Origin of the sequence: Sphingomonas sp. BK481, assembly GCF_014194875.1 — a bacterium.
Taxonomy (GTDB): Bacteria; Pseudomonadota; Alphaproteobacteria; order Sphingomonadales; family Sphingomonadaceae; genus Sphingomonas; species Sphingomonas aerolata.
In genome coordinates this window covers 19753-41732 of record NZ_JACIAP010000002.1, presented here as the reverse complement: position 1 = coordinate 41732, position 21980 = coordinate 19753, and the positions used below count along the sequence as shown (strand labels likewise).

The 21980-nt window shown below is 67.1% G+C and carries 15 protein-coding genes; 8 read left to right on the top strand and 7 right to left on the bottom strand.

The window, feature by feature from the left end; genetic code table 11:
• The first annotated feature begins 148 nt into the window (after positions 1–148).
• The 5 genes from FHY04_RS04180 to treY all read left to right on the top strand — a co-directional run bounded on the left by FHY04_RS04180 (position 149) and on the right by treY (position 10208).
• Positions 149–1822 carry an alkaline phosphatase gene (locus FHY04_RS04180; RefSeq protein ID WP_183935515.1) on the top strand — a complete coding sequence of 558 codons (1674 nt, stop codon included), beginning with the start codon at positions 149–151 and terminating at the stop codon, positions 1820–1822.
• 184 nt (positions 1823–2006) lie between these two features.
• On the top strand, positions 2007–4109 hold the full coding sequence (gene glgX, locus FHY04_RS04175) for a glycogen debranching protein GlgX (protein ID WP_183935514.1): 2103 nt from the start codon (positions 2007–2009) through the stop codon (positions 4107–4109).
• Entirely contained in the window at positions 4106–5815 is a 1710-nt protein-coding gene (treZ, locus tag FHY04_RS04170) for a malto-oligosyltrehalose trehalohydrolase (protein WP_183935513.1), read from the top strand. Before glgX ends, treZ begins: the two co-directional genes overlap by 4 nt.
• The gene (gene malQ / locus FHY04_RS04165; protein ID WP_183935512.1) at positions 5812–7794 is read left to right on the top strand and encodes a 4-alpha-glucanotransferase; all 1983 of its coding nucleotides are present in this window, start codon (positions 5812–5814) and stop codon (positions 7792–7794) included. The genes treZ and malQ overlap by 4 nt, the downstream gene beginning before the upstream one ends.
• Positions 7791–10208 carry a malto-oligosyltrehalose synthase gene (gene treY / locus FHY04_RS04160; RefSeq protein WP_183935511.1) on the top strand — a complete coding sequence of 806 codons (2418 nt, stop codon included), beginning with the start codon at positions 7791–7793 and terminating at the stop codon, positions 10206–10208. Before malQ ends, treY begins: the two co-directional genes overlap by 4 nt.
• Positions 10209–10242: 34 nt before the next feature.
• On the opposite strand, the gene FHY04_RS04155 is transcribed toward treY, so the two are convergent.
• The 7 genes from FHY04_RS04155 to FHY04_RS04125 all read right to left on the bottom strand — a co-directional run bounded on the left by FHY04_RS04155 (position 10243) and on the right by FHY04_RS04125 (position 19768).
• Positions 10243–11286, bottom strand: coding sequence for a c-type cytochrome (locus tag FHY04_RS04155; protein ID WP_183935510.1), 1044 nt, complete (start codon positions 11284–11286; stop codon positions 10243–10245).
• A complete protein-coding gene (locus FHY04_RS04150) occupies positions 11283–11903 on the bottom strand; it encodes a cytochrome c oxidase assembly protein (protein ID WP_183935509.1) in 621 nt (206 codons plus the stop codon). Before FHY04_RS04150 ends, FHY04_RS04155 begins: the two co-directional genes overlap by 4 nt.
• Positions 11900–12301, bottom strand: a complete 402-nt coding sequence (locus tag FHY04_RS04145) for a hypothetical protein (protein WP_183935508.1) — start codon at positions 12299–12301, stop codon at positions 11900–11902. Before FHY04_RS04145 ends, FHY04_RS04150 begins: the two co-directional genes overlap by 4 nt.
• On the bottom strand, positions 12298–14844 hold the full coding sequence (ctaD, locus tag FHY04_RS04140) for a cytochrome c oxidase subunit I (protein ID WP_183935507.1): 2547 nt from the start codon (positions 14842–14844) through the stop codon (positions 12298–12300). Before ctaD ends, FHY04_RS04145 begins: the two co-directional genes overlap by 4 nt.
• Positions 14841–15809: a c-type cytochrome gene (locus FHY04_RS04135; RefSeq protein WP_183935828.1), complete on the bottom strand. Its 969-nt coding sequence runs from the start codon at positions 15807–15809 to the stop codon at positions 14841–14843. The genes ctaD and FHY04_RS04135 overlap by 4 nt, the downstream gene beginning before the upstream one ends.
• Positions 15810–15930: 121 nt before the next feature.
• Positions 15931–18846: a PAS domain-containing protein gene (locus FHY04_RS04130; protein WP_260171317.1), complete on the bottom strand. Its 2916-nt coding sequence runs from the start codon at positions 18844–18846 to the stop codon at positions 15931–15933.
• A gap of 124 nt (positions 18847–18970) precedes the next feature.
• Entirely contained in the window at positions 18971–19768 is a 798-nt protein-coding gene (locus FHY04_RS04125) for an N-formylglutamate amidohydrolase (RefSeq protein ID WP_183935506.1), read from the bottom strand.
• Positions 19769–19784: 16 nt separating this feature from the next.
• Here FHY04_RS04125 and FHY04_RS04120 point away from each other — a divergent pair, with 16 nt between their 5' ends.
• The 3 genes from FHY04_RS04120 to FHY04_RS04110 all read left to right on the top strand — a co-directional run bounded on the left by FHY04_RS04120 (position 19785) and on the right by FHY04_RS04110 (position 21967).
• Positions 19785–20711 (top strand): transglutaminase family protein, encoded by a 927-nt coding sequence (locus FHY04_RS04120; RefSeq protein ID WP_042467344.1) that lies wholly within the window; start codon positions 19785–19787, stop codon positions 20709–20711.
• A 13-nt stretch (positions 20712–20724) separates the two neighbouring features.
• The gene (locus FHY04_RS04115; RefSeq protein ID WP_183935505.1) at positions 20725–21540 is read left to right on the top strand and encodes a transglutaminase family protein; all 816 of its coding nucleotides are present in this window, start codon (positions 20725–20727) and stop codon (positions 21538–21540) included.
• 88 nt (positions 21541–21628) lie between these two features.
• Positions 21629–21967, top strand: coding sequence for a hypothetical protein (locus FHY04_RS04110; protein WP_042467360.1), 339 nt, complete (start codon positions 21629–21631; stop codon positions 21965–21967).
• The last annotated feature ends 13 nt before the right edge of the window (positions 21968–21980 follow it).

Sequence of the window (21980 nt, the reverse complement as noted above, 5' to 3'; positions counted from 1 at the left end):
GTGAGCGAGCACCTAGGGCGGGGTCGTTACGGTTCCGCGTCGGATACATGACCCGCGCGTGACGGCCTGTCATCGCGGCGTAACGCTGCCGCAACGTGACTGACGCCGAGCGCCCCTAGCAGGCGGCATCACCGCAAAAGGCACTGTTATGACGATCAATCGCCGCGACGCCCTCACGCTCTTCGGCTCCGGCTCCGCGCTCGCGCTTCCCGGCCTCGCCACCGCGGCGCGCACGAACGGCAGCGCGGGGGCAGCGCGCTTCGACCACGGCGTGGCGAGCGGCGATCCCTCGGCGGACGGCGCGATCCTGTGGACGCGTGCTACCCCGCAGGATCCGCAACAGGCGGGCGATATCGCGCTGACCTGGCATGTCGCGTTGCGCGAGGGCGATACGCCCCTCCGTTCGGGCCGGATCGCGGCGCGGGCGGCGCGCGACTTCACCGCCAAGGTCGCGGTGACGGGGCTGAAGCCCGGAACCGAGTATTGCTATTGGTTCGAAACCGCGGCGGGCACGCGCTCGACCGTCGGCCGGGTCCGCACGCTGCCCCGCGGCGTGGTTGCGGATGTCGTCATGGGCGTGGTGTCGTGCCAGCTCTACCCCGGCGGGTTCTTCAACGCCTATGCTTCGATTGCCAAACTCGACCGGCTCGACGCGGTGCTGCATCTCGGCGACTACATCTATGAATATGACATCGACGGTTATGGCGGCGACATCGGCAAGAAGATCGGCCGGCTGGTCGAGCCCACGCATGAGATCGTGACGCTCGCCGATTACCGGATACGTCACGCGCAGGTGAAGCGCGACGCCGACATGCAGGCGGCGCATGCCCGCGCGGCGTTCATCTGCGTGTGGGACGATCACGAGGTCGCCAATGACGACTGGATCGGCGGCGCCGAGAACCATGACCCGGCGACCGAGGGCGACTGGAAGGCGCGCAAGGCCGCGTCGATGCAGGCCTATTTCGAATGGATGCCGATCCGCGACCCCAAGCCCGGCGAGCCGTGGGAAGCGATCAACCGCAGTTTCGAGTTCGGGGATCTCGCGACGCTGGTGATGGTCGAGACGCGGCTGCTCGCGCGGAGCAGGCAGGTCGCGGCGAAGGGCGGGTCAATTGCGCCTGCCGAATATGCCCCGATGATGGCGGAACGCGCACAGCCGGGTCGCGAAATGCTGGGCGCACCGCAGCTCGCCTGGATCGAGCGGACGATGGCAGCGTCGGTCACGGCGGGCAAGCCGTGGCAGGTGCTCGGCAACCAGGTGGTGATGGCGCGCGTGGCCGGCCCCGATCTCGAGAAGCAGCTCGGCACCGATCGCTTCGCCGCGATGATGGCGCGGCTGCCCGAGAAATGGCGCACCGCGCTGATGGCGAGCATGGCATCCTATCGCGCGGGCCTGCCGTTCAACTTCGACAGCTGGGACGGCTATCCCGCAGCACGCGAGCGGCTTTATGCCGCGTTCAAGCGGTCGGGGTCGCGACCGGTCGTGCTGTCGGGGGATAGCCATGCCGGCTGGGCGAACGATCTGCACGATGCATCGGGGAAGCTCGTCGCGGTCGAATTCGGCGCCACCGCGATCACCAGCCCGTCCTATGGCTCGCTGATCCCGGGGATCGGGACGCTGATCGCCGACGCCAATGACGAGGTTCGCTTCTGCGACCAGGATCGCAAGGGGTTCATCGTCCTGACGCTGACGCCGGACCATGCCACCGCGGACTTCAAGACGGTATCGACGGTTGTTGCCAAGTCGTTCGCGGAGGCGAGTGTCGCGCGGTTCCGCGCCTCGGCCGCAGCCCCGGATGCGAAACTCGAGCAGCTTGGATAACGGCGGCGACGCACCGGGTGACGCCGATCGGCGTCACCCGCTTTGCACGAGACCGCCGGTTATTTCTCTTCGACAGGGAAAAGAAACCGAACCGGGAACATTGGCGAGAGCAGGCGGGTTTTCGCCCTGACACGCCGCCGCGCTGCTAGAATAGTGGAGGTTGGCGTCAATCTGGGGGCTCGCTTTGCATCTTCTGCCTGATACGCTCGAGGCCGGTTCGGCCTATCCGCTCGGCGCCACGTTCGACGGGCTCGGGGTCAATTTCGCGGTCTATTCGGCCAATGCCGAGAAGATCGAGCTGTGCGTCTATGACGACAGCGGCCGCCGTGAACTGAAGCGCTACGTCCTGCCCGAATGGACCGACGAGGTGTGGCACGGCTATCTCCCCGATGCGCAGCCGGGGCTGTCCTATGGCTATCGCGCCTATGGCCGGTATGCACCCGAAGAGGGCCACCGGTTCAATCCTAACAAGCTGCTGCTCGATCCCTATGCCAAGGCGATGACGGGCGAGTTGCGCTGGACCGACGCGATGTACGGCTATCAGGTCAAGTCAGCGCGCGAGGATCTGAGCTTCGATCGGCGCGACAATGCGTTGACCATGCCCAAGGGTGTCGTGACCGACAGCCATTTCGACTGGTCGCGCGACGTCCGCCCGAACACGCCCTGGTCCGAGACGATCATCTACGAGGCGCACGTCAAGGGCCTGACCAAGCTGTTCGACGAGGTGCAGCCCTCCGAACGCGGGACGTTTGCCGCGCTCGGCAATCCAAAGGTCATCGATCATCTGAAGCGGCTGGGCGTGACCGCGCTCGAGCTGTTGCCAATCCAGAGCTATACGCAGGACCGGTTCCTGCAGGAAAAGGGGCTGCGGAATTACTGGGGGTACAACACCCTCAATTTCTTCACGCCCGAACGCTCCTTCTTTGCGACCGACAGCCACAACGAGCTGCGCCGGTCGATCCGCCGTCTCCATGCGGCGGGGATCGAAGTGATCCTCGACGTCGTCTACAATCACACATGCGAGGGGTCGGAGCAGGGGCCGACGCTGTCGTGGCGCGGGCTCGACAATGCGAGCTATTACCGGCTGGTCAAGGATCAGCCGCGCTTCTCGATCAACGACACCGGGACCGGGAACACGCTGAACCTGACCAAGGCGCGGGTGATCCAGATGGTCGCGGATTCGCTGCGCTACTGGGCGACGAGCTTTGGGATCGACGGGTTCCGTTTCGATCTCGGGCTGACGCTGGGGCGGACGGACACCGGCTTCGATCCGGGCGCCGGGTTCTTCGACGTGCTCCGGCAGGATCCGGTGCTGGGCCGGCTGAAGCTGATCACCGAGCCCTGGGATATCGGCCCGGGCGGGTATCAGCTGGGTAATTTCCCCCCGGGCTTTGCCGAATGGAACGACAAGTACCGCGACACCGTCCGCAAGTTCTGGCGCGGTGACCATGCGCAGCGCGCGGATCTGGCGGCGCGGCTGACCGGGTCGGCGGATCTGTTCGATCGCCGTGCGCGGCGCCCCTGGGCCAGCGTCAACCTGCTCGGCGCGCATGACGGCTACACGCTGGCCGACACGACGGCCTATGAAGAGCGGCACAACGAGGCGAATGGCGAGGACAATCGTGACGGCCATTCGAACAACTGCTCGCGCAACTGGGGTGTCGAGGGGCCGACCGACGATCCCGTGATCGCGGAGACTCGCAAGCGGGTCGCGCGCTCGATGCTGACGACGCTGTTCGCCTCGCTCGGCACGCCGATGCTCGTCGCGGGCGACGAGTTCGGGCGGACGCAGGGCGGCAACAACAACGCCTATTGCCAGGATAACGAGATCAGCTGGCTCGACTGGACGCAGGCGAAGACCCCCGAGGGCGAAGCATTGATCGACTTCACCGCGCGGCTGGCCGCGTTGCGGCGCGACTATCCGATGCTGCGCGCGGGCAATTTCCTCTACGGTGACGACACTCCGGCGGAGGGTCTGAAGGACATCGAATGGTGGGACGAGCGCGGAGTCCAGCTGTCGCCCGAGGATTGGGAAAACACCAATGGCCGTGCGCTGACGATGCGTCGTGCGGCGCTGTGCGAGGATGGCAGGATCCAGGTCGTGTCGTTGCTGCTGAACGCGTCGGAAGGACCGCTGACTTTCACCATGCCACCGCCCTCCGAGGTTGAGCGTATGGTCCTGATCGACAGCGCCAAGCCCGATCAGCTACCAATGCCGATCACCGACAGCTATGACCTCGCACCGCAGGGTGCGGCGCTGCTGTCCTGGACGATGGATGCGGCATGAGCGCGTGGGGTGCGACGCCGGCGAGCGGCGGCACGGCGTTCCGGCTTTGGGCGCCCGATGCCGACCGGGTGACGCTCGAGATCGACGGGGCTGCGCCGAAGCCGTTGGACGGGCAGGCCGACGGATGGTTCACCGCGACCGTCGATGTCGGGGCAGGGGTGCGCTATCGCTTCCGGATCGGCGAGGACCTGGTCGTGCCCGACCCCGCGTCGCGCCAGCAATCGGGGGGTGTGCACGGCTGGAGCGTCACCGTCGATCCCGATGCGTATCGCTGGCGATCGACCGACTGGCGCGGGCGGCGCTGGGAGGAGCTTGTGATCATGGAGGTCCATGCCGGCACCATGGGTGGTTTCGCCGGGATCACCGCACGCCTGCCCGAGATCGCCGCGCTCGGCGTGACCGCGGTCGAGTTGATGCCGGTCGCTGCGTTCGGCGGCACGCGCAATTGGGGCTATGACGGCGTCCTGCCCTATGCGGTCGCCGAGAGCTACGGCACGCCCGACGATCTGCGGGCGATGGTCGATGCCGCACACGCGCTTGGCGTCGCGGTGCTGCTCGATGTTGTCTATAATCACTTCGGACCCGACGGGAATTATCTGGGCGCCTATGCTGGATCGTTCTTTCACAAGGACGTCGACACCCCCTGGGGCGGCGCGGTGGCGGTCGATGTCGAACCCGTTGCGCGCTACTTCATCGACAACGCCCTGATGTGGCTCACCGACTACCGGATCGACGGTCTTCGGTTCGATGCGGTCCACGCGATCGACAATGACCGGTTCCTCGATGCGATGGCGGCTGAGATCCGCGCGACGGTAACCGACCGGCCGGTCCACCTTGTCCTCGAGAACGAGCACAACAACGCCGATCGGCTGCGGCCCGGCGGCTATGACGCGCAGTGGAACGACGACTTCCACAATGTCCTTCACGTGCTGCTGACGGGCGAAACCAGCGCCTATTACGCCGACTTCGCCGACCGGCCGGCAGAGCGTCTCGCGCGGTGCCTGGGCGAAGGGTTCATTTATCAGGGGGAGGGGTCGGCCAATCATGACGGTCGGACGCGCGGCACGCCGAGCGCGCACCTTTCACCGACCGCGTTCGTGTCGTTTCTGCAGAACCACGACCAGATCGGCAACCGGGCGCTTGGCGAGCGGCTGACGTTGCTCACCGATCACGCTCGGCTGCGTGCTGCGACCGCCTTGCTGCTGCTCTGCCCGCAGATCCCGCTGCTGTTCATGGGGGACGAGACGGGGAGCGAGACGCCGTTCCTGTTCTTCACCGACTTCCATGACGAACTCGCCGATGCGGTGCGCGATGGGCGGCGCCGGGAATTTGCGAAGTTTGCCGCGTTCGCCGACGAGTCCGCCCGCGCGGCGATCCCCGATCCGAATGCCCGCGCGACCTTCGAGGCGTCGGTCGCCGAACCCGGTCCCGAGGCCGATGCGTGGCGCGATCTCTATCGCACGCTGATCGCGGTCCGGCAGCGCGCGATCATACCGCGCCTGTCCGGCACGCGCGCGATGGGCGCCGAGGCGATCGGGCCGGCGGCGGTCGTCGCGCGCTGGACGCTGAGCGACGGCGCGGTGCTCACGATCGCGCTCAATTTCGGCGAGGATCCGGTCGCGTTTCCGGAAGCCTCCGGCGAGATGCTGTTCGCGCAGGGCGATCCCGGGCAGCACGCGAGCGTCGCCGTGTGGCTGGCGGCATGAGCCTGCTCCACGACCTCGCCGCCGCTGCTGGCCTGCAGCCCCGGTGGCAGGACGCTGGCGGGCGTGCACAGACCGTGACCGACGAGGCGTTGCAAGCGATCCTGAACGCGCTCGGACTTCCCGCCGACAGCGACGCGGCGATACGCACGAGCCTGACCACTGCGCGCACGGAGCGTGCCGAACCTCCGTCATTCGTTTCGGCGGATATCGGTGCGCCGGTGTCGATCGGGTCGGGCGACGGACCTGCGGTCTTGGCTTTGGAGGACGGGTCGTCGCGTGCCGTGACGATCGTCGACGGGCAACTGCCGGGCATCACGGAGCCAGGATACCACACGCTCAAGGTTGGCGGCCGGGACATCCGGCTCGCGATTGCGCCACCGCGCTGCGTCACGATCGCGGAAGTCGAGGCAGGTGGGCGGCTCTGGGGCCCGGCGGTGCAGATCCCCGCCCTACGCGGCGGCCGGAGCACCGAGTTCGGCGACTTCGGCACGCTTGCGGACACGGTGCGCGCTTTCGCGACGCGCGGTGCCGATGCGGTGGCGATCAGCCCGACACATGCGCTGTTCCCGGCGGATGCGACCCGCTTCAGCCCCTATGCCCCGTCGAGCCGCCAGTTCCTCAACGTCATGCTCGCCGATCCGTCCATGATAGCCGGCGATGCGCCAGCGGACGCAGGGTCGCCGCCCGCGCTGATCGACTGGGCGGGCGCGATCCCGGATCGCCTCGTCGCACTGCGTCGACAGTTCGACACGCTGCCGGACACCGTACGGGCCGAGGTCGAGGCGTTCGCGGCTAGGGGCGGCAGCGACCTGCGTTTCCACGCCGCGTTCGATGCGCTTCACGCGCATTTTCTTGCGCAGTCGGGCGCCCGGGGATGGCAGGACTGGCCTGCCGCCTATCAGGATCCCGATGGCGCCGCGGTCGCCGCGTTCATGACGGAGCAGCGCGATACGTGCGACTTCTACGTCTTTCTCCAGTGGCTGGCGGATGCCGGGCTCGAACGGGCGCAGCACACGGCACGTGATGGCGGCATGGCGGTCGGTCTGGTCGCGGATCTCGCGGTCGGCATGGATCCGGGCGGCAGTCATGCGTGGCGGCGGCGGGGTGATTTGCTGAACGGTCTGTCGATCGGTGCGCCACCCGACCCGCTGGGGCCCGACGGGCAGGCCTGGGGCATCACCGGCTTCGATCCACGCGCGCTGGCGGCAAACGGCTTCGCGCCGTTCATCGCGACGATCCGCGCGGGCTTGGCGCATGCCGGCGGGCTTCGCATCGATCACGCCTTTGGCTTGCGGCGGCTATGGGTGGTGCCGGACGGCGCGTCGGCGGCGGACGGGGCGTATCTCGACATGCCGTTTGCCGACATGATGCGGATCATCGCGCTCGAATCGCACCGCGCGCGCGCGATTGTCATCGGCGAGGATCTGGGGACCGTGCCTGATGGGTTTCGCGCGGCGATGGACGCACGGGCGATGCTGGGGATGCGCGTGCTCTGGTTCGAGCGCGACGGCGACGGTGATTTCATTCCCCCCGACTCCTGGTCGGTCGACGCGGTTGCGATGAGCGGGACGCATGACCTCGCGACGATCGCGGGCTGGTGGCAGGGGCGGGATATCGCCTGGAACTGGGCCCTTGGCCGGACCAGCGAGGCGGACGACGAGGCGGCCGACCATGCGGCCCGCGCTGCGGATCGGTCCCGTCTGTGGACCGCGCTCGGTGCGCCGGGGCCACAGCCCGAGCCGAGCAACACCGCGCCGGTCGTCGACGCCGCGCTGGCGCATGTCGCACGGACGCCATGCGGGCTGGCGATCTTCCCGCTCGAGGACCTCGTCGGTCTCGTCGAGCAGCCCAATCTTCCCGGCACGACCGATGAACACCCCAATTGGCGGAGACGCATGCCAGACACCACCGACGCGCTGCTCGCGCGCCCCGAGATTGCCGCACGAATCGCCCTGATCGAAACGGCGCGCGAGTCATGACGCCGCGCGCAACGTATCGGATGCAGTTCCACAAGGACTTCACCTTCGCGGACGCCGAAGCGCAGGTGCCCTACCTCGCCGCACTCGGAATCAGCCATCTCTACGCCTCGCCGATCGCGACGGCACGGTCCGGCTCGACGCACGGCTATGACGTCGTCGATCCAACCCGGATCAATCCCGAACTGGGTGGCGAGGCGGGGTTTCGCCGGCTCGTCGACCGGTTGAAGGCGCACGGCATGGGCATGATCGTCGACATCGTCCCCAATCACATGGGTGTGGCGGGCGGCGAGAATGGCTGGTGGAACGACGTCCTCGCGAACGGCGCGTCGAGCCGCCATGCGCCGTTCTTCGATATCGACTGGCGCGAGCCAGTCCTGCTGCCGATCCTGGGCGATCCGGTGTCGGTGGCGATCGCGCAGGGCGCGCTCAGCGTCGAACTGCGCGATGATGTGCCGATGCTCGTCGCCTATGGCGAGCACCGTCTGCCGCTCCGTCCCGAGGATCACGCGACCGCCACGAGCGACGACCTGGCCGCGTTGCTCGATCGGCAGCATTACCGGCTGGCATCGTGGCGCACCGCGAACGACGATCTCAACTGGCGGCGGTTCTTCACGATCAACGATCTCGCCGGACTGCGCGCGGAAGATCCTGCAGTGTTCGAGGCGAGCCACCGCCTGTATCTCGACCTCTATGCCGAGGGGCTGATCGACGGTGTCCGGGTCGATCATGTCGACGGACTGACCGACCCCGCCGGCTATTGCCGAACGCTGCGCGCGCACTTCGATGCGATCACGCCAGCTGGCGCGGATCCGGCCTATATCGTCGTCGAGAAGATCCTGGCAGAGGGCGAACCGCTCGCCACCGACTGGGGGATCAATGGTACCAGCGGTTACGACTTCATGGCGCAGGTCACCGCGCTGTTGCATGACGATGACGGCGCCGCACCGCTCGCCGAGCTCTGGGCGGATATCAGCGGCCGGTCTGCCGCGTTCGAGCCCGAGGATCTGCGCGCGCGTCGGGACATGCTGTCCTGGCAGTTCGAGGGGCAGCTTGGCCGATGCGTCGCGGCGTTCGTCGCGCTGGCGCGGTCAACGCCAACAGGCGACTGGGTAACGGCGGGGATGATCCGGCGGGCGGTCGAGCGCATGCTCTGGGTCTTCCCGGTCTATCGCACCTATGGCACCGGCAGCGCGGCACCCGCCGCCGATGCCGCGATCCGGGCGATCGTGCGCGAGCGGGTTGCGACGCATCTGGCACCCGGCGAAGGACCAGTCGTCGACCTGATCCTCGACTGGCTCGCTGGCGAAGGTCCGGGCGATCCGGATCTCGCCCCGGCCGCGGTGAGGCGGTTCCAGCAACTCTCGGCACCGATCGTGGCCAAGGCCGTCGAGGACACCGCCTTCTACCGCTATGGCCGGTTGCTGTCGCGCAACGACGTCGGGTTCGACCCTGCCGCGTTCGCGCTGCCGGTCGAGGCGTTTCATGCCGCGATGGCGGAGCGCGCTGCCTGTTGGCCGCGTGCGATGCTGGCCTCGGCGACGCATGATCACAAGCGTGGCGAGGACGTGCGTGCCCGGCTCGCAGTGCTGAGCGAGATCCCGGGCCGCTGGCGTGAGACCGTGACGGGCTGGCTCGCTGCGGCGGCCGGTATCGACGACGCGGTGGATCCAGGCGACGCCTATATGCTGCTGCAGACGCTGTTCGGGGCGTGGCCCGAGGAGCTCCAGATCGACGATCGCGCAGGGCTTGCCGCTTTTGCCGAGCGCATCGTCGGGTGGCAGGAAAAGTCGCTGCGCGAGGCCAAGCTGCGGTCGTCCTGGGAGGCGCCGGACGAGGCCTATGAGGACCGCTGTCACGCACTCGCCCGCGCCTTGCTCGACCCGGACCGTTCCGCGCGGTTTCTGCGCGATCTGCATGAGCTGGTCGAAGCGACGGCGGCGGCGGCGCAGGCGAATGCGCTCGTTCAGACGGCGCTGCGTTACACCGTGCCGGGGGTCCCCGATCTGTATCAGGGTACCGAGCTGGCGGATCTCAGCCTGGTCGATCCTGATAACCGCCGGCCGGTGGATTATGCCTGCCGCGCGCGGCTGCTCGGGCACGATGCGCCCGCAAAGCTCGCGCTGATCGCCCGCCTGCTCGCGACCCGGGCGGACGCACCTGAAATCTTCGCCCAGGGTGACTACGCCCCTCTCGACGTGACCGGACCGCGTGCCGCGCATGTCCTCGCTTTCGAGCGCCGCGCGAACGGACAGACCTTGCGGGTTGCGGTCTCACTACGCTGCGCGGCGGAATTGCTCGATCAGTCGGGGGCGGCGGTTCCTGCGGCATGGTGGGGTGGAACGCGGCTCGCGACCGGCGAGCGCGCAGCCGACCTTTTCGTGGACGGACCGGTCTTCGTCGCGGCGAGCGATTGACCCGGGCTGCGTCCCGCGTACGGCGGGACGCAGCTTATTTGCCGGCGAGATACGCGGCTATCGGGTCGATCATGTCCTCGGGGATGCGACGCGCGATGACCGGCATCGTCGCCTGCGACTTGCGCGCGTCGACCACCGTCTCGTCGCCCCGCCAGTTGCGCAGACGCTGTGCGATGTAGGTGGCGCTCTGCCCGGCGATCACCGGGTAGGGCTTGCCCGGCGCGTGACAGCTGGCGCAGGCGGGAAGCTGCCTGGCAGGCAGGCCCTCGCGGACGATCCGCGCAGCATTCGGATGGCCCGAGGCTGTGGTGGTGCCGAGACCCGGCATGGCGGCGAAATGCCGCGCAAGCCGCGTCATCTCGCCGGGCGTCAGCGTCGCGGCGGCGTTGGCCATGACCGCGCTCTGGCGCTTGCCAGTCGCATAGGCCTGGAGCGCGGCACGGAGGTAGGCGGGGCTCTGACCGCCGAGGACGGGCATGTCGGGCTGGCCACGGCCGCGGCCGTCCGTGCCATGACAGCCGGCGCAGACGGCGATGCGTGCTGCGTCAGGACCGGCGGTGCCGCTGCCGGGGACTTCGGTCAGTGCGCGGTAGGTCGCGGGCGACATCTCCGGCAACAGGCGGACGAAGGCGACCATGCGGCGGACCTCATCGTCGCGATCCTTGGCCGCCCAGCCGGGCATGCCGGTGTATTTGACGCCGTGCTTGAGGATCCAGAAGATCTGCTTGTCGGTCCATTCGCGCGCGTTGACGGCGAGGTCGGGGGCAGGGGGCGTCGCCGCCTGCATCACCGGCAGCGGACGCACGCCGGGCGCGCCATGGCACGAGGCGCAGCTTGCCCGGAACAGGCCCGCGGCGCTGACGAGGCCTTCATTCGCCTTGGGATCGTCGGGCGCGGTAAAGGCGGCGTGCGTGCGCACCGAATTGCGCATCGTCCAGTGAAGGAACCAGTCGGTTATCTTCCAATGACCCGACGAGGCGGCGATGTTGAACACGCCCGACCAGGCGAACAACAGCCCGGCCAGCGCCAGCGCGACGATCGCGGCGATCGCGCGCGCCCAGGTAATGCGGATCGTCATGCCGTCGCGCTCCGTGTCTTCAATACCCCGCCGAGCATCGCGAGCCCGCCGAGGAAATAGCTTGCTGCGCCGACCATCAGCATGACGACGCCGCCAAGCTGCTGATCCTCGAGCGCGTCGAGGCCGTGCCCGGCCGGGTGCATCGCCATCATCGCGTAAAGCGGCCGCGGGGCGAGGCCGACGAGTGCGCCGAGAAGGGTCATGTGCATCGACGTCAGCAGCATCGCCGCGACGCCCGATACGCGCCGGTCGGTCGCGCCGCCGGTGCGCGTGCCGAGCACCGCACTCCACAACAGCAGACCGGCGGCGAGGAAGCTCGCCTGTTCGAGCAGCAGCGCAACCGGCTGCATGTCGACGCGCAGCCGGAGCGCAGGAAGGTGCCAGAGCCACACGACCACCAGTTCGACCAGCGACATGGCAAGCGGGGTGACGATTGTCGGCCAGCGCTCGGCGGGATCGAACCGGCTGCCCGCGATACCATAAGCGAGGAACGGCGCAGCAACCGCGACGGCGATCATGTGGCCGGTCATGTGGCCGACCATACCGAGCGGCGCGGCGGCGAACGCCCAGCCGATCGGCACAAGCGCGACGCCGAGCGCGAGGCTCGCGCGCCTCATCGGCAATCACCGAAGACGATGACGGGAAGCGCGGTGAAGATCACTGCGACGAAGCTCAGGCCTGCGAGCAGCCGGGTCGACAGCGCAAGGAAGCGCAGCCGGTCGATCGCGGTCCCCTCGTCATGCGGCGGGGCGTCGCCCGGCGTCTGCGACTGGACACGCGCGATGTAGCCCGCGGCGAGGATGCCGAGCAACGCGGCGATCGTCGCTATCAGGGTCGCCACGGGAAAGCCCGTCAGCGCCGTCGCCGGAGTCGGCGACTTGGCGCACGTCACTGCGACCCACAGATAACAAAACAGGAAATGCACGGCCCAGATCGTCGGCGGGACGATCAGCGTCCAAAGCGTGACCTTCAGGTCGCGCGCCCAGTGTTTCCTATTGTCCTTGGGCGTTGTCATGCGACCCCCGGGAACAGGCCGATCGTGCAGAACGTCACGATGCCCGTCAGTGCGAGGAAATGATGGTAGACGGTAATGTTGCGCAGATCGGCGTCATAGACCGGCGTCATCTTGCCAGCGAGGCTGCGCGCGAGCGTATAGGCCTGCATGATCACGCCGATCGCGGCGTGCACTGCGGTCCAGATCGCGAGCGTCCAGACGATTGCGGGATAGACGTGCAGCTCGGGGTCCATCCCCGAATACCACGGCCCGGCGAGCCCGGCGAACAGGCTCGACAGCGTTGCGACGATGCCGAGAACGAGCAGCAAGCGGCCCGCGGCGACGTTGCCGCGACGGTGCACCTCGCGCGCGCCGACGGTCGCCGCCCAGCCGGTCAATGTCAGCGCCAGCGCGACCATCGGCCAGAATACGCCGGGTCCGTCCAGCCCCGCGCCCGTGGGTGGGAAATTGCTATGGATCGTCCAGAAGAAGAAATAGCCGAAGACGAGGCCCGAAAACGCGGTCGCATCCGCCATCATCGTAATGAACATCGCCCACCAGCCCGGCGCCGATGGCCCCGAGGTATAGAGCGGCACCTCGATCCCGTGCCCGATATGCTTGGTCGGCTTTTCGGGGATCTCGGCGGTGCCGGTCCACAGCCACCACAGCACGCAGGCGAGCGTCGCCACGCCGCTGAGCGCTGACAGCAGATAGAGGTGATAGGTCGTCAGGATGAATACGCCCGCCAGTGCGACCGCGGTCATCATCGGCTTCACGCTGGGCGTGCCGAGGCGGATGACCTGCAACGGCCGTGCGTCGAGCACGGTGGTGATGATCGACTCGCGCCGCATCTCCTCCGCGTCGGGCAGGAAGAAGCGGCCCTCGTCGACCTTCTGGACGAAGTTCTTCTGGTCCCAGATCGGATAGCGGCTCTCGATCAGCGGGACCGAGCGGATGCCCCAGTCCTCGTCATCGGGCAGCGCCAGCCATTCGAGCGTGCCCGCATTCCACGGATTGCGCGGCGCCTTCGGGCGGCGCGGCGAGAGCGCGAGGTCGATACACACGATCAGCACGCCGAGTGCGAACATGTAGGAGCCCGCGGTCGAGGCGAGGTTGAGCCCGCCGATGCCGAGTTCCTCGGGGTAGGTAAACACGCGGCGCGGCATTCCAAGCAGGCCCGACAGATGCATCGGGAAGAAGGTCAGGTTCATGCCGACGAACATGATCCAGAACGCGGTTCGCCCGAGCCTGTCCGACAGCTTCTTGCCGGTCACCAGTGGCCAGTAATAATAGAGCCCGGCGAACAGCGGCAGCAGCGTCCCGCCGATCAGCACGTAATGGAGATGCGCGACGATGAAATAGGTGTCGTGTGCCTGCCAGTCGAAAGGCGCGACCGCGACCATCACGCCGGTCAGACCGCCGATCACGAACACCGCAAGGCTGCCGCTCGCGTAAAGCAAGGGCGTCGATTTCTTGACGTTGCCCGCCCAGAGCGTCGCGATGAACACGAAGATCTGGACACCGGTCGGGATCGCAACCGCCTCGGACGCTGCCGCGAAGAAGGCGAGGCTGATCTTGGGCAGCCCGGTCGTGAACATGTGGTGGACCCACAGCCCGAAGCTGAGGAACGCAGTGCCGACTGCCGCCAGCACGATCCACGGATAGCCGAGCAGATGCCGCTGCGCGAAGGTCGGGATCAGCATCGCGAACAGCGCGATCGACGGCAGGAAGACGATATAGACTTCGGGGTGGCCGAAGATCCAGAACAGGTGCTGCCACAGCAGCGGGTCGCCGCCCTTTTCCGCGTTGAAGAACGGCCAGTTGAGCAGCCGCTCCATCTCGAACAGCACGTCGCCTGCGATTAGCGGCGGGAAGGCGAACAGGATCATCACCGCGACGACGAGGATGTACCAGGCGTAGAGCGGCATGAGGTTGAGCCGCATGCCGGGCGGGCGGCATTTGAGCACGCCGACGATCAGTTCGACTGCGGCTGCGACCGACGACACCTCGATGAAGCTGAGGCCGAGCATCCAGATGTCCGCGCCGAGCCCACTCAGATCGGTCCGCGTCGTCAGCGGCGGATACATGAACCAGCCGCCATCCGGCGCGGCATCGAAGAAGATCGATCCAGAGACGAACACGCCGCCGATCAGGAAGCTCCAATAGCCAAAGCCCGAGAGCCGCGGGAAGGGCAGGTCGCGTGCGCCGAGCAGCTGTGGCAGCAGGATGATCGAGACCGCCTCGAACATCGGCACAGCGAACAGGAACATCATCATCGAGCCGTGCAGCGTGAACAGCTGGTTAAACGTGTTCGCGGTGACGAGATCGTTGTTCGGCACCGCCAGCTGCGTGCGCATGATCAGCGCGAGCACGCCTGCGAACAGCATGAAGCCGAACGCGGTCAGCGTGTACCAGACGCCGATCCGGTTATTGTTGACGTCGGTCCAGCGGAAGAACCAGCCGCTCGGCGGTTTCCAGACCTCGCGCAGGCGATCCTCCTGGCCCTTGCGGACCGCGGGATCGTTCTGGTCGGGGGCGACATAGGCCGGACTGTCGGTCGTCATTTCAGCCCCTGAAGATAGCTGGCGATCTGGTCGGCTTCGGCGGCCGACATCTGCGGGAAGGCGGGCATGCGCACGCCGGGCTTGGTCTTGCCGGGCTGACGCACGAACCGCGCGATATTGGCGTGGGTCATCGGCAGGATCCCTGCGGCAAGCGTCGGACGTGATCCGAAATGCGTCAGGTCGGGGCCGATCTTTGCCGCCGGGCCCACCCCGCGCACGCTGTGGCAGCCGCTGCAGCCATAGCTGGCGAACAGCCTCGCACCGGGCGATGCGGTGACCGTCGCGGGACGCGCCTGCGCGGTGAGCCAGCGCTCGAACGCGGCAGGCTCCATCGCGACGACGTCGAATGCCATCAGCGCATGGCCCAGCCCGCAGAATTCGGCGCAGACGCCGCGATATGTTCCCGCCTTGGTCGCGCGGACGACCAGGCGGTTGGTGCGGCCGGGGATCATGTCCATCTTGCCGGCAAGCCCCGGCACCCAGAAGCTGTGGATGACGTCGGGGCTGCGCAGCGACAGCTCGACGGTGCGACCGACGGGGAGGCGAAGTTCATTTGCCGCCTCGACGACCGCGCCGCCGGGAGGAGCATAGCGTACGCGCCACCAGAACTGCTCGCCATCGACGCCGATCCGCAGGTCGGCATCGGCGACCGGACGGGGGCGCATTGCGGGCAACGCGTAGAGCAGCAGCGCGAGCAACAGGATCGACGGGCCGATCCCGCCAAGCCACAGGACCATCTTCATCCCGCCCTTGTGGGTCAACCGCCCCTCGGGCGCGCGGATCGCGTGCCGCATCAGCAGCGCAAGGCCAAGCGCCAGGACGACCGCGCCGACGACCAGCACGATGGTGATCGACAGCACCTGATCGGCCTGTTCGCCGAACGGAGCCAGCGTCGACTGGTGCCGGTTGCAGGCGCCAAGCGCCGGCAGGCACGCCCAGACGGAAAGTAAACTTGCCTTCCGCATCATCGCCTTAGCTTCCCCTTTGAGCAGGTCCTCTAGCTGTGGCCGAAACGGCGTTAAACCCCTTAAATGAACTTTCCGTCATGGACTGGCACAACCCGGGGAGGGGTGGCTGGCATGTGGACTAGGGCTGGCGGATGAGATCGCGGATACGACCGGCCAGCGCGTCGATCGCGAAGGGTTTCGTCATCACGTGCATGCCCGGGTCGAGATGGCCGTTGCCGACCACCGCATTTTCGGCATAGCCGGTGATGAAGAGGATCTTGAGGTCCGGACGGCCTACGCGCGCGGCATCCGCCATCTGCCGCCCGTTCATCCCCCCCGGCAAGCCGACATCCGTGACCAGCAGGTCGATGTGCGTGTCGGACTGGAGGATCTTCAAGCCGGCAGGCCCGTCCGCGGCCTCGATCGCGGCATAGCCCAGTTCCTCGAGCACCTCGACGACCAGCATGCGAACGGTGGGCTCGTCGTCGACGATCAGCACCGTCTCGCCACGGATAGCGCGCGGGGCCTCGGCAAAGTCGGGCTGCGGTTCGTCCTCGTCCGACGGACCGAAATGCCGCGGCAGATAGATGCAGATATTGCTGCCTTCCCCGACCTCCGAATAGATCCGAACCTGTCCGCCCGACTGGCGCGCAAAGCCGTAGATCATCGACAGGCCGAGCCCGGTGCCCAGACCCAAGGGCTTGGTCGTGAAGAACGGATCAAAGGCCTTGGCGACGACCTCGGGCGGCATGCCGGTGCCGTTGTCGGACACGCAGAGCGAGACATATTGTCCGGGTTCGAGATCGCGGTCGCGGCCCATCCGCGCGTCGATCCAGCGATTGGCCGTCTCGATCGTCAGCCGCCCGCCGGTTGGCATCGCATCGCGCGCGTTGATGCACAGGTTGAGGATCGCGTTTTCAAGCTGGTTGGGATCGACGAGCGTCGACCACAGCCCGGCGGAGGCGACCACCTCGACGGCGATATCGGGCCCGACCGTCCGGCGCACGAGCTCCTCCAGGCCGCCGATCAACCGGTTGACGTCGGTCGGCCGGGGGTCGAGCGTCTGCCGCCGCGAAAAGGCCAGCAGGCGGTGCGTCAGCGCCGCGGCACGCTTGGCGGCACCCTGTGCGGCAAGCGAGTAACGCTCGACATCGCCCAGCCGTCCCTGTGCGATGCGGATGCCGAGCAATTCGAGGCTGCCCATGATCCCGGTAAGCAGATTGTTGAAATCGTGCGCCAGCCCGCCGGTCAGCTGGCCCACGGCTTCCATCTTCTGGCTCTGGCGCAGCGCGGCCTCGACATCCATCAACTCGCGGGTGCGCGCGGCGACCTGATCCTCGAGCGTTTCGGTCCAGGCGAGCAGTTCGGCGGCATGCCGGCGGCCATCGTCGATGTCCGTATTGGTGCCGACCCAGCGCGTGATCTGGCCGCCGATGGTCCGTACCGGCTCCGCGCGAGCAAGAAACCATCGGTAGCCGCCATCAGCACTACGCAACCGGAACTCGGCGGCATAGGTAGTGCCCGTATCGCGTGCGGCCTGCCACGTCGTCGCCGTGGCCTCGCGGTCGTCGGTGTGAACCAGTGACAGCCAGGTGCCGGATCCAGTTAGAGCGCCGGGCGAAATGCCGGCATAATCATAGACCTGCTGGTTGACCCAGTAGATCTCGCCATCGGGACGCGCCGCCCAGATCAGGCTGGGCACCGCTTGCGCGAAGACGCGGAACTGTTCTTCACTCTCGCGGAGCGCTGCTTCCGCACGCAGCCGCTCCGTCGCCGCACGAACCCGGTCCGCGACCTCGCGCATCAGCTGCAGTTCCTCCTCGGCCCAGACGCGCGGTTGATCATGATTGGCATAGAGCAGCGCGACGAAGGCATCCTGTTCGAGCAACGGCATGTTGACGAACGACCATGCGCTGATCGCCTTAAGGCCGGCAGCACCCGCGGCGGTTCGCGGGTCGCGCTCGACATCGGCAATCACGACCGTGCGCCCTGCCTTCAGATCCTCGATATAGGACCCATAGTCGCGGAACTGCAGCATGCCCGCCAGGGTGAGTGTTCCCGGCGCATTCCAGTCCCGCTCGACGGTGATCGTCTCGGCAAGGGTGTCGATCACACCGTAGCCGACCCGGCTGACCTGCAGGGCGTGGCCGAGGATTTCGGCCGCTGCATAGGCGATTGCCGCAGGGTCGGTCAGATCGCGAATCGCATCGCCGAGCGCCAGCAACGCGGTTTGCCGCACGTCGGCGAGCTTGCGGGCGGTGATTTCAAAGCTGATCCCGGGAAAACGTAGCGCAGTCCCGTCGGCCGCGCGCTCGCAACGGCCCTGCGCGATCACCCAGCGGATCGTCCCGTCGCGCTCCAGCAGGCGATATTCGGCTTCGAACGGTCCGCCCGATTGGACCGCCGCCTCGATTGCCTGCTCGGTGCGCGCGCGGTCGTCCGGATGAATGCCTTGAAAGAACGTCGTGATCGGTGCGCCCGCCGCCGCGGCTGCCGGATCCACCCCGTACAGCACGGCGAACCGTGCATCGGCGGTGACGCGATCCCGGGCGATATCCCAGTCCCAGGTACCGATCCCGCCACCGGCCGAAAGCGCCAGCTGCAGCCGTTCTTCGGCTTCGCGGGCGAGCGTCTCGGTTCTGCGCCGCTCGGTCACGTCGCTCAGCAGCACGGCGATTCTGGCCGAGCCCGGCTCGCCAATCCGCGCGACCTGTGCATCATAGCGCCGATCGCCTCGCGCCACGCGCGTCTCGAACCGGGTCGCGTGCCCGGTCCGGGCGATCTCGCCGAACGTCCCGATCCAATCGCCATCCAGTGCGGGCTGCAGCGCGTGCCAGGTCTGTCCGACCGGATCGCGCAGGCCCGTCTGCCGGAGAAATTGCGCGTTCGTCTCGAGGAACCGGCAATCGACCGCGCGATCGCCGTCGAAGATCAGCTCGACCAGTCCGAAGCCGATATCGATCGCGGCGAACACTTCGTGATAGTCGCCTTCGCCGGGATGTCCCGATACGTGCTGACAGTCGTTCCCGGGGACGTTGTTCGGACTCGAGGGCATCGAATTTTCTACTCGCAGGAACACCAACTCGGGTCCGGCATACGACCGGCCATGCAGCCGGCGTCACGGGACCCGGGTCGTCAAACGCGAGACAGGCGGTGGTCGATCCCCGGGAAGTTTGGTGTCATGCGGAACGGATGTGCGCGCTGGCGGATGTCAGAGCGGACGCGACCCGTTCCGCCCAGGCGGCACAGCCGTCGGGTGCGCCGATCAGGTCCTGGCGGATCTCGATCTCGGCATAGAGACGCCGTGCCGGATAGGCGTGCCGCGGGATCGTATAATCGATCAGGTCCATCCGATAGGGCTCGTTGTCGCCCACCACGAGGTCGGGCTCATCCGCCAGTACCTCGAGCATCGCGAGGGCGAAGCGCGTGTCGCCGCCATCGTGCAGGATGCCGATATGCCAGGGCCGAATTGCCGCTCCGTCCGCGCCGCGCATCGCCGGGGTGAAGCTGTGCAGCGCAACCAGAATGGTCGGTTGTCCGGCGGCATCACGGCGTGCGATCTCGGCCGCGATCGCCGCATGATAGGGCGCATGGATCACCGCATATCGCGCGGCCCTGTCCGCCTCGCTCAGGTCGCGATTGCCGGGGATCGGCGTGCCGTCGCTGGTCGCGGCAATCGCATCGGGTTGCGTCTCGCTCCGGTTGCAGTCGACGACCAGCCGAGAATAGGTCTGGTGGATGAAGACCGCGTCGAGCCGGTTCGCCAGCAACCGTCCGACCTCGCCGACGCCGATGTCCCAGCCGATGTGCCGGCCCAGTTCGGCATCGTCGAGACCGAGCGATCCGAGCGACACGGGCACTGAATTTCCAGCATGATCGCCGATCAGTAGGAACGATGATGCGCCTTTCGGGTTGACGATGACGGTCGGAGGCCTGTCTCCTGCCGCGATCAGCGGTCCCTCGGTCCGGTTGGTCATGCGATACGGATCCTGAATGCCATTTCTCACACTTTCTCACGTGACGAGATACACTTACCGGCAACCGGTAGCATTTGGCGAGCACCGTATCATGGTCCGTCCGCGCGAAAGCCATGACCAGCAGCTGATTTCGGCCGAGCTGACCATAACCCCCGAACCGTCGGAGGTGCGCTGGCTGCACGACGTGTTCGGCAATTCGGTGGCGATCGCGACCTTCGATCGCCGTGCGCGTGAACTCGTGTTCGACAGCCGGGTGCGGCTTGATCACAGCCCCGCCGAACTCGCGACGGTCGATATCGAGCAGTACGCACGCTCCTATCCGTTCACCTATTCGTCCGAGGACATGCCCGACCTGTTGCGGTCGATCGAGCGCCAGCATCACGATCCGCACCGCGAGATCGATCGCTGGGCGCGGCGGTTCCTCGATCCCTCGGGGCGGACCGATACGCTGGCGATGCTGTCCGACATGACCGCGGCGATCCGGCGCGACTTCACCTATGTGCCGCGCCCCGAAAAGGGGACGCAGTCGCCGATCGAGACGCTTGCCCGGCGCAAGGGTACCTGCCGCGATTATGCGATGCTGATGATCGAAGCGGCGCGCGCGCTCGGCTTCGCGGCGCGGTTCGTGTCGGGCTATGTCTATAATCCATCGAGCCGCGAGCAGCGGACGGGGGGCGGCAACACGCATGCCTGGGTCCGCATCTACCTGCCGGGATCGGGTTGGGTCGAGTTCGATCCGACCAACGGCATCATCGGCAGTCGCGGGCTGATCCGCGTCGCGATCGCCCGCGACATCTACCAGGCCGTGCCGATCTCGGGAAGCTGGGCGGGCTTCCCCGGCAGCTTCCTCGACATGACCGTCTCAGTCGACATCGCCGTCGACGGTCCGGACGTCGCCCCTACAGCCACAACCCCGCTCGCGCCGCAGCCGGTCCGGGCATGAGAAAGACGACCGCATGCTGATCCGCGCCGGCTATGATATTCGCTTCGAAGCCGATGTTCCGACGCCGCTGATGGCGATGCTGAGCCTTCACCCGTCGCGCAACCGCGATCTGGTCACCCCGCACCGGATCGTCGCAAGCCCCGACGTCCCGATCTACGATTATCTCGACGCGTTCGGGAATGTCTGCACGCGCATGACCCTCCCCGCCGGCGGCCTGACGCTGTCGTGCGACTTCACGATCGAGGATGACGGGCAGCCCGACCCGGTCAATCCCGATGCCGTTCAGCATGCCGTCGAGGATCTGCCGGACGAGATCCTCGTCTTCCTCCTCGGCAGCCGCTATTGCGAGACGGACCGGCTGTCCGAGACCGCCTGGTCGCTGTTCGGGCATGTGCCCTCAGGATGGGCACGCGTTCAGGCGATCGTGCAGTTCACGCACGACCATATCGAGTTCGGCTATCATCATGCGCGGGCGACCAAGACCGCCTGGGATGCGCATCAGGAACAGCAGGGCGTGTGCCGCGATTTCGCGCATCTCGCGATCACGCTGTGCCGCTGCATGAACATTCCGGCGCGCTATTGCACCGGCTATCTCGGCGATATCGGCATTCCCCCGGTCGATGCGCCGATGGATTTTTCGGCGTGGTTCGACGTCTATCTCGGCGGGCGTTGGCATACGTTCGACGCGCGACACAACCAGCCGCGGATCGGCCGGATCCTGATGGCGCGCGGCCGCGATGCGACCGATGCCGCGCTCACAACGACGTTCGGGCCAGCGCGGCTCGTGGGCTTCGACGTCCATACCGACAGCGTCGACGCGGCGGCTTGAGCCCGCCGCAGCGTCGGTTTACGCTTGTCACCCCGCCGGCGTTCGTGCGAACGCCGCGACACCATTAAACAATGCTGCGATGCACCATATGCCTGCTTCTTCGACACCCGGTTCCGTCCCCAGCAACGCCAACGCGCTGCTGCTGCAAGCGATCGCGCTGCGCCAGTGCGTGACCGCGGTCTACAACCGGATGCATGTCAAACTCGCGCCGCATATCCTGTTCACGCGCCATGATGATGTGTTCGTCGACGCGGTCACGCTGCAGCGCGACGGACAGCCGCCCAAGGAGATCAAGCTCGGCACGTTCAAGCTCGCCGGCCTGAAGGATATCGTCGTGATCGACGAGGGGTTCCGCCCCGACGCCGTCTTCAACCCGCACGACATCAAATATGAGGGCGTGACGCTCTTCGTCGTCGAGCCGAACTGACCGCCAAACGGAT

What these genes read in the sequence shown, in the direction of transcription:
- FHY04_RS04180 (WP_183935515.1), top strand. Translation starts at nt 149, where the DNA reads ATGACGATCAATCGCCGCGACGCCCTCACGCTCTTCGGCTCCGGCTCC.
- treZ (WP_183935513.1), top strand. Translation starts at nt 4,106, where the DNA reads ATGAGCGCGTGGGGTGCGACGCCGGCGAGCGGCGGCACGGCGTTCCGG.
- malQ (WP_183935512.1), top strand. Translation starts at nt 5,812, where the DNA reads ATGAGCCTGCTCCACGACCTCGCCGCCGCTGCTGGCCTGCAGCCCCGG.
- treY (WP_183935511.1), top strand. Translation starts at nt 7,791, where the DNA reads ATGACGCCGCGCGCAACGTATCGGATGCAGTTCCACAAGGACTTCACC.
- FHY04_RS04155 (WP_183935510.1), bottom strand. Translation starts at nt 11,286, where the DNA reads ATGACGATCCGCATTACCTGGGCGCGCGCGATCGCCGCGATCGTCGCG.
- FHY04_RS04150 (WP_183935509.1), bottom strand. Translation starts at nt 11,903, where the DNA reads ATGAGGCGCGCGAGCCTCGCGCTCGGCGTCGCGCTTGTGCCGATCGGC.
- FHY04_RS04145 (WP_183935508.1), bottom strand. Translation starts at nt 12,301, where the DNA reads ATGACAACGCCCAAGGACAATAGGAAACACTGGGCGCGCGACCTGAAG.
- ctaD (WP_183935507.1), bottom strand. Translation starts at nt 14,844, where the DNA reads ATGACGACCGACAGTCCGGCCTATGTCGCCCCCGACCAGAACGATCCC.
- FHY04_RS04135 (WP_183935828.1), bottom strand. Translation starts at nt 15,809, where the DNA reads ATGCGGAAGGCAAGTTTACTTTCCGTCTGGGCGTGCCTGCCGGCGCTT.
- FHY04_RS04130 (WP_260171317.1), bottom strand. Translation starts at nt 18,846, where the DNA reads ATGCCCTCGAGTCCGAACAACGTCCCCGGGAACGACTGTCAGCACGTA.
- FHY04_RS04125 (WP_183935506.1), bottom strand. Translation starts at nt 19,768, where the DNA reads ATGACCAACCGGACCGAGGGACCGCTGATCGCGGCAGGAGACAGGCCT.
- FHY04_RS04120 (WP_042467344.1), top strand. Translation starts at nt 19,785, where the DNA reads ATGCCATTTCTCACACTTTCTCACGTGACGAGATACACTTACCGGCAA.
- FHY04_RS04115 (WP_183935505.1), top strand. Translation starts at nt 20,725, where the DNA reads ATGCTGATCCGCGCCGGCTATGATATTCGCTTCGAAGCCGATGTTCCG.
- FHY04_RS04110 (WP_042467360.1), top strand. Translation starts at nt 21,629, where the DNA reads ATGCCTGCTTCTTCGACACCCGGTTCCGTCCCCAGCAACGCCAACGCG.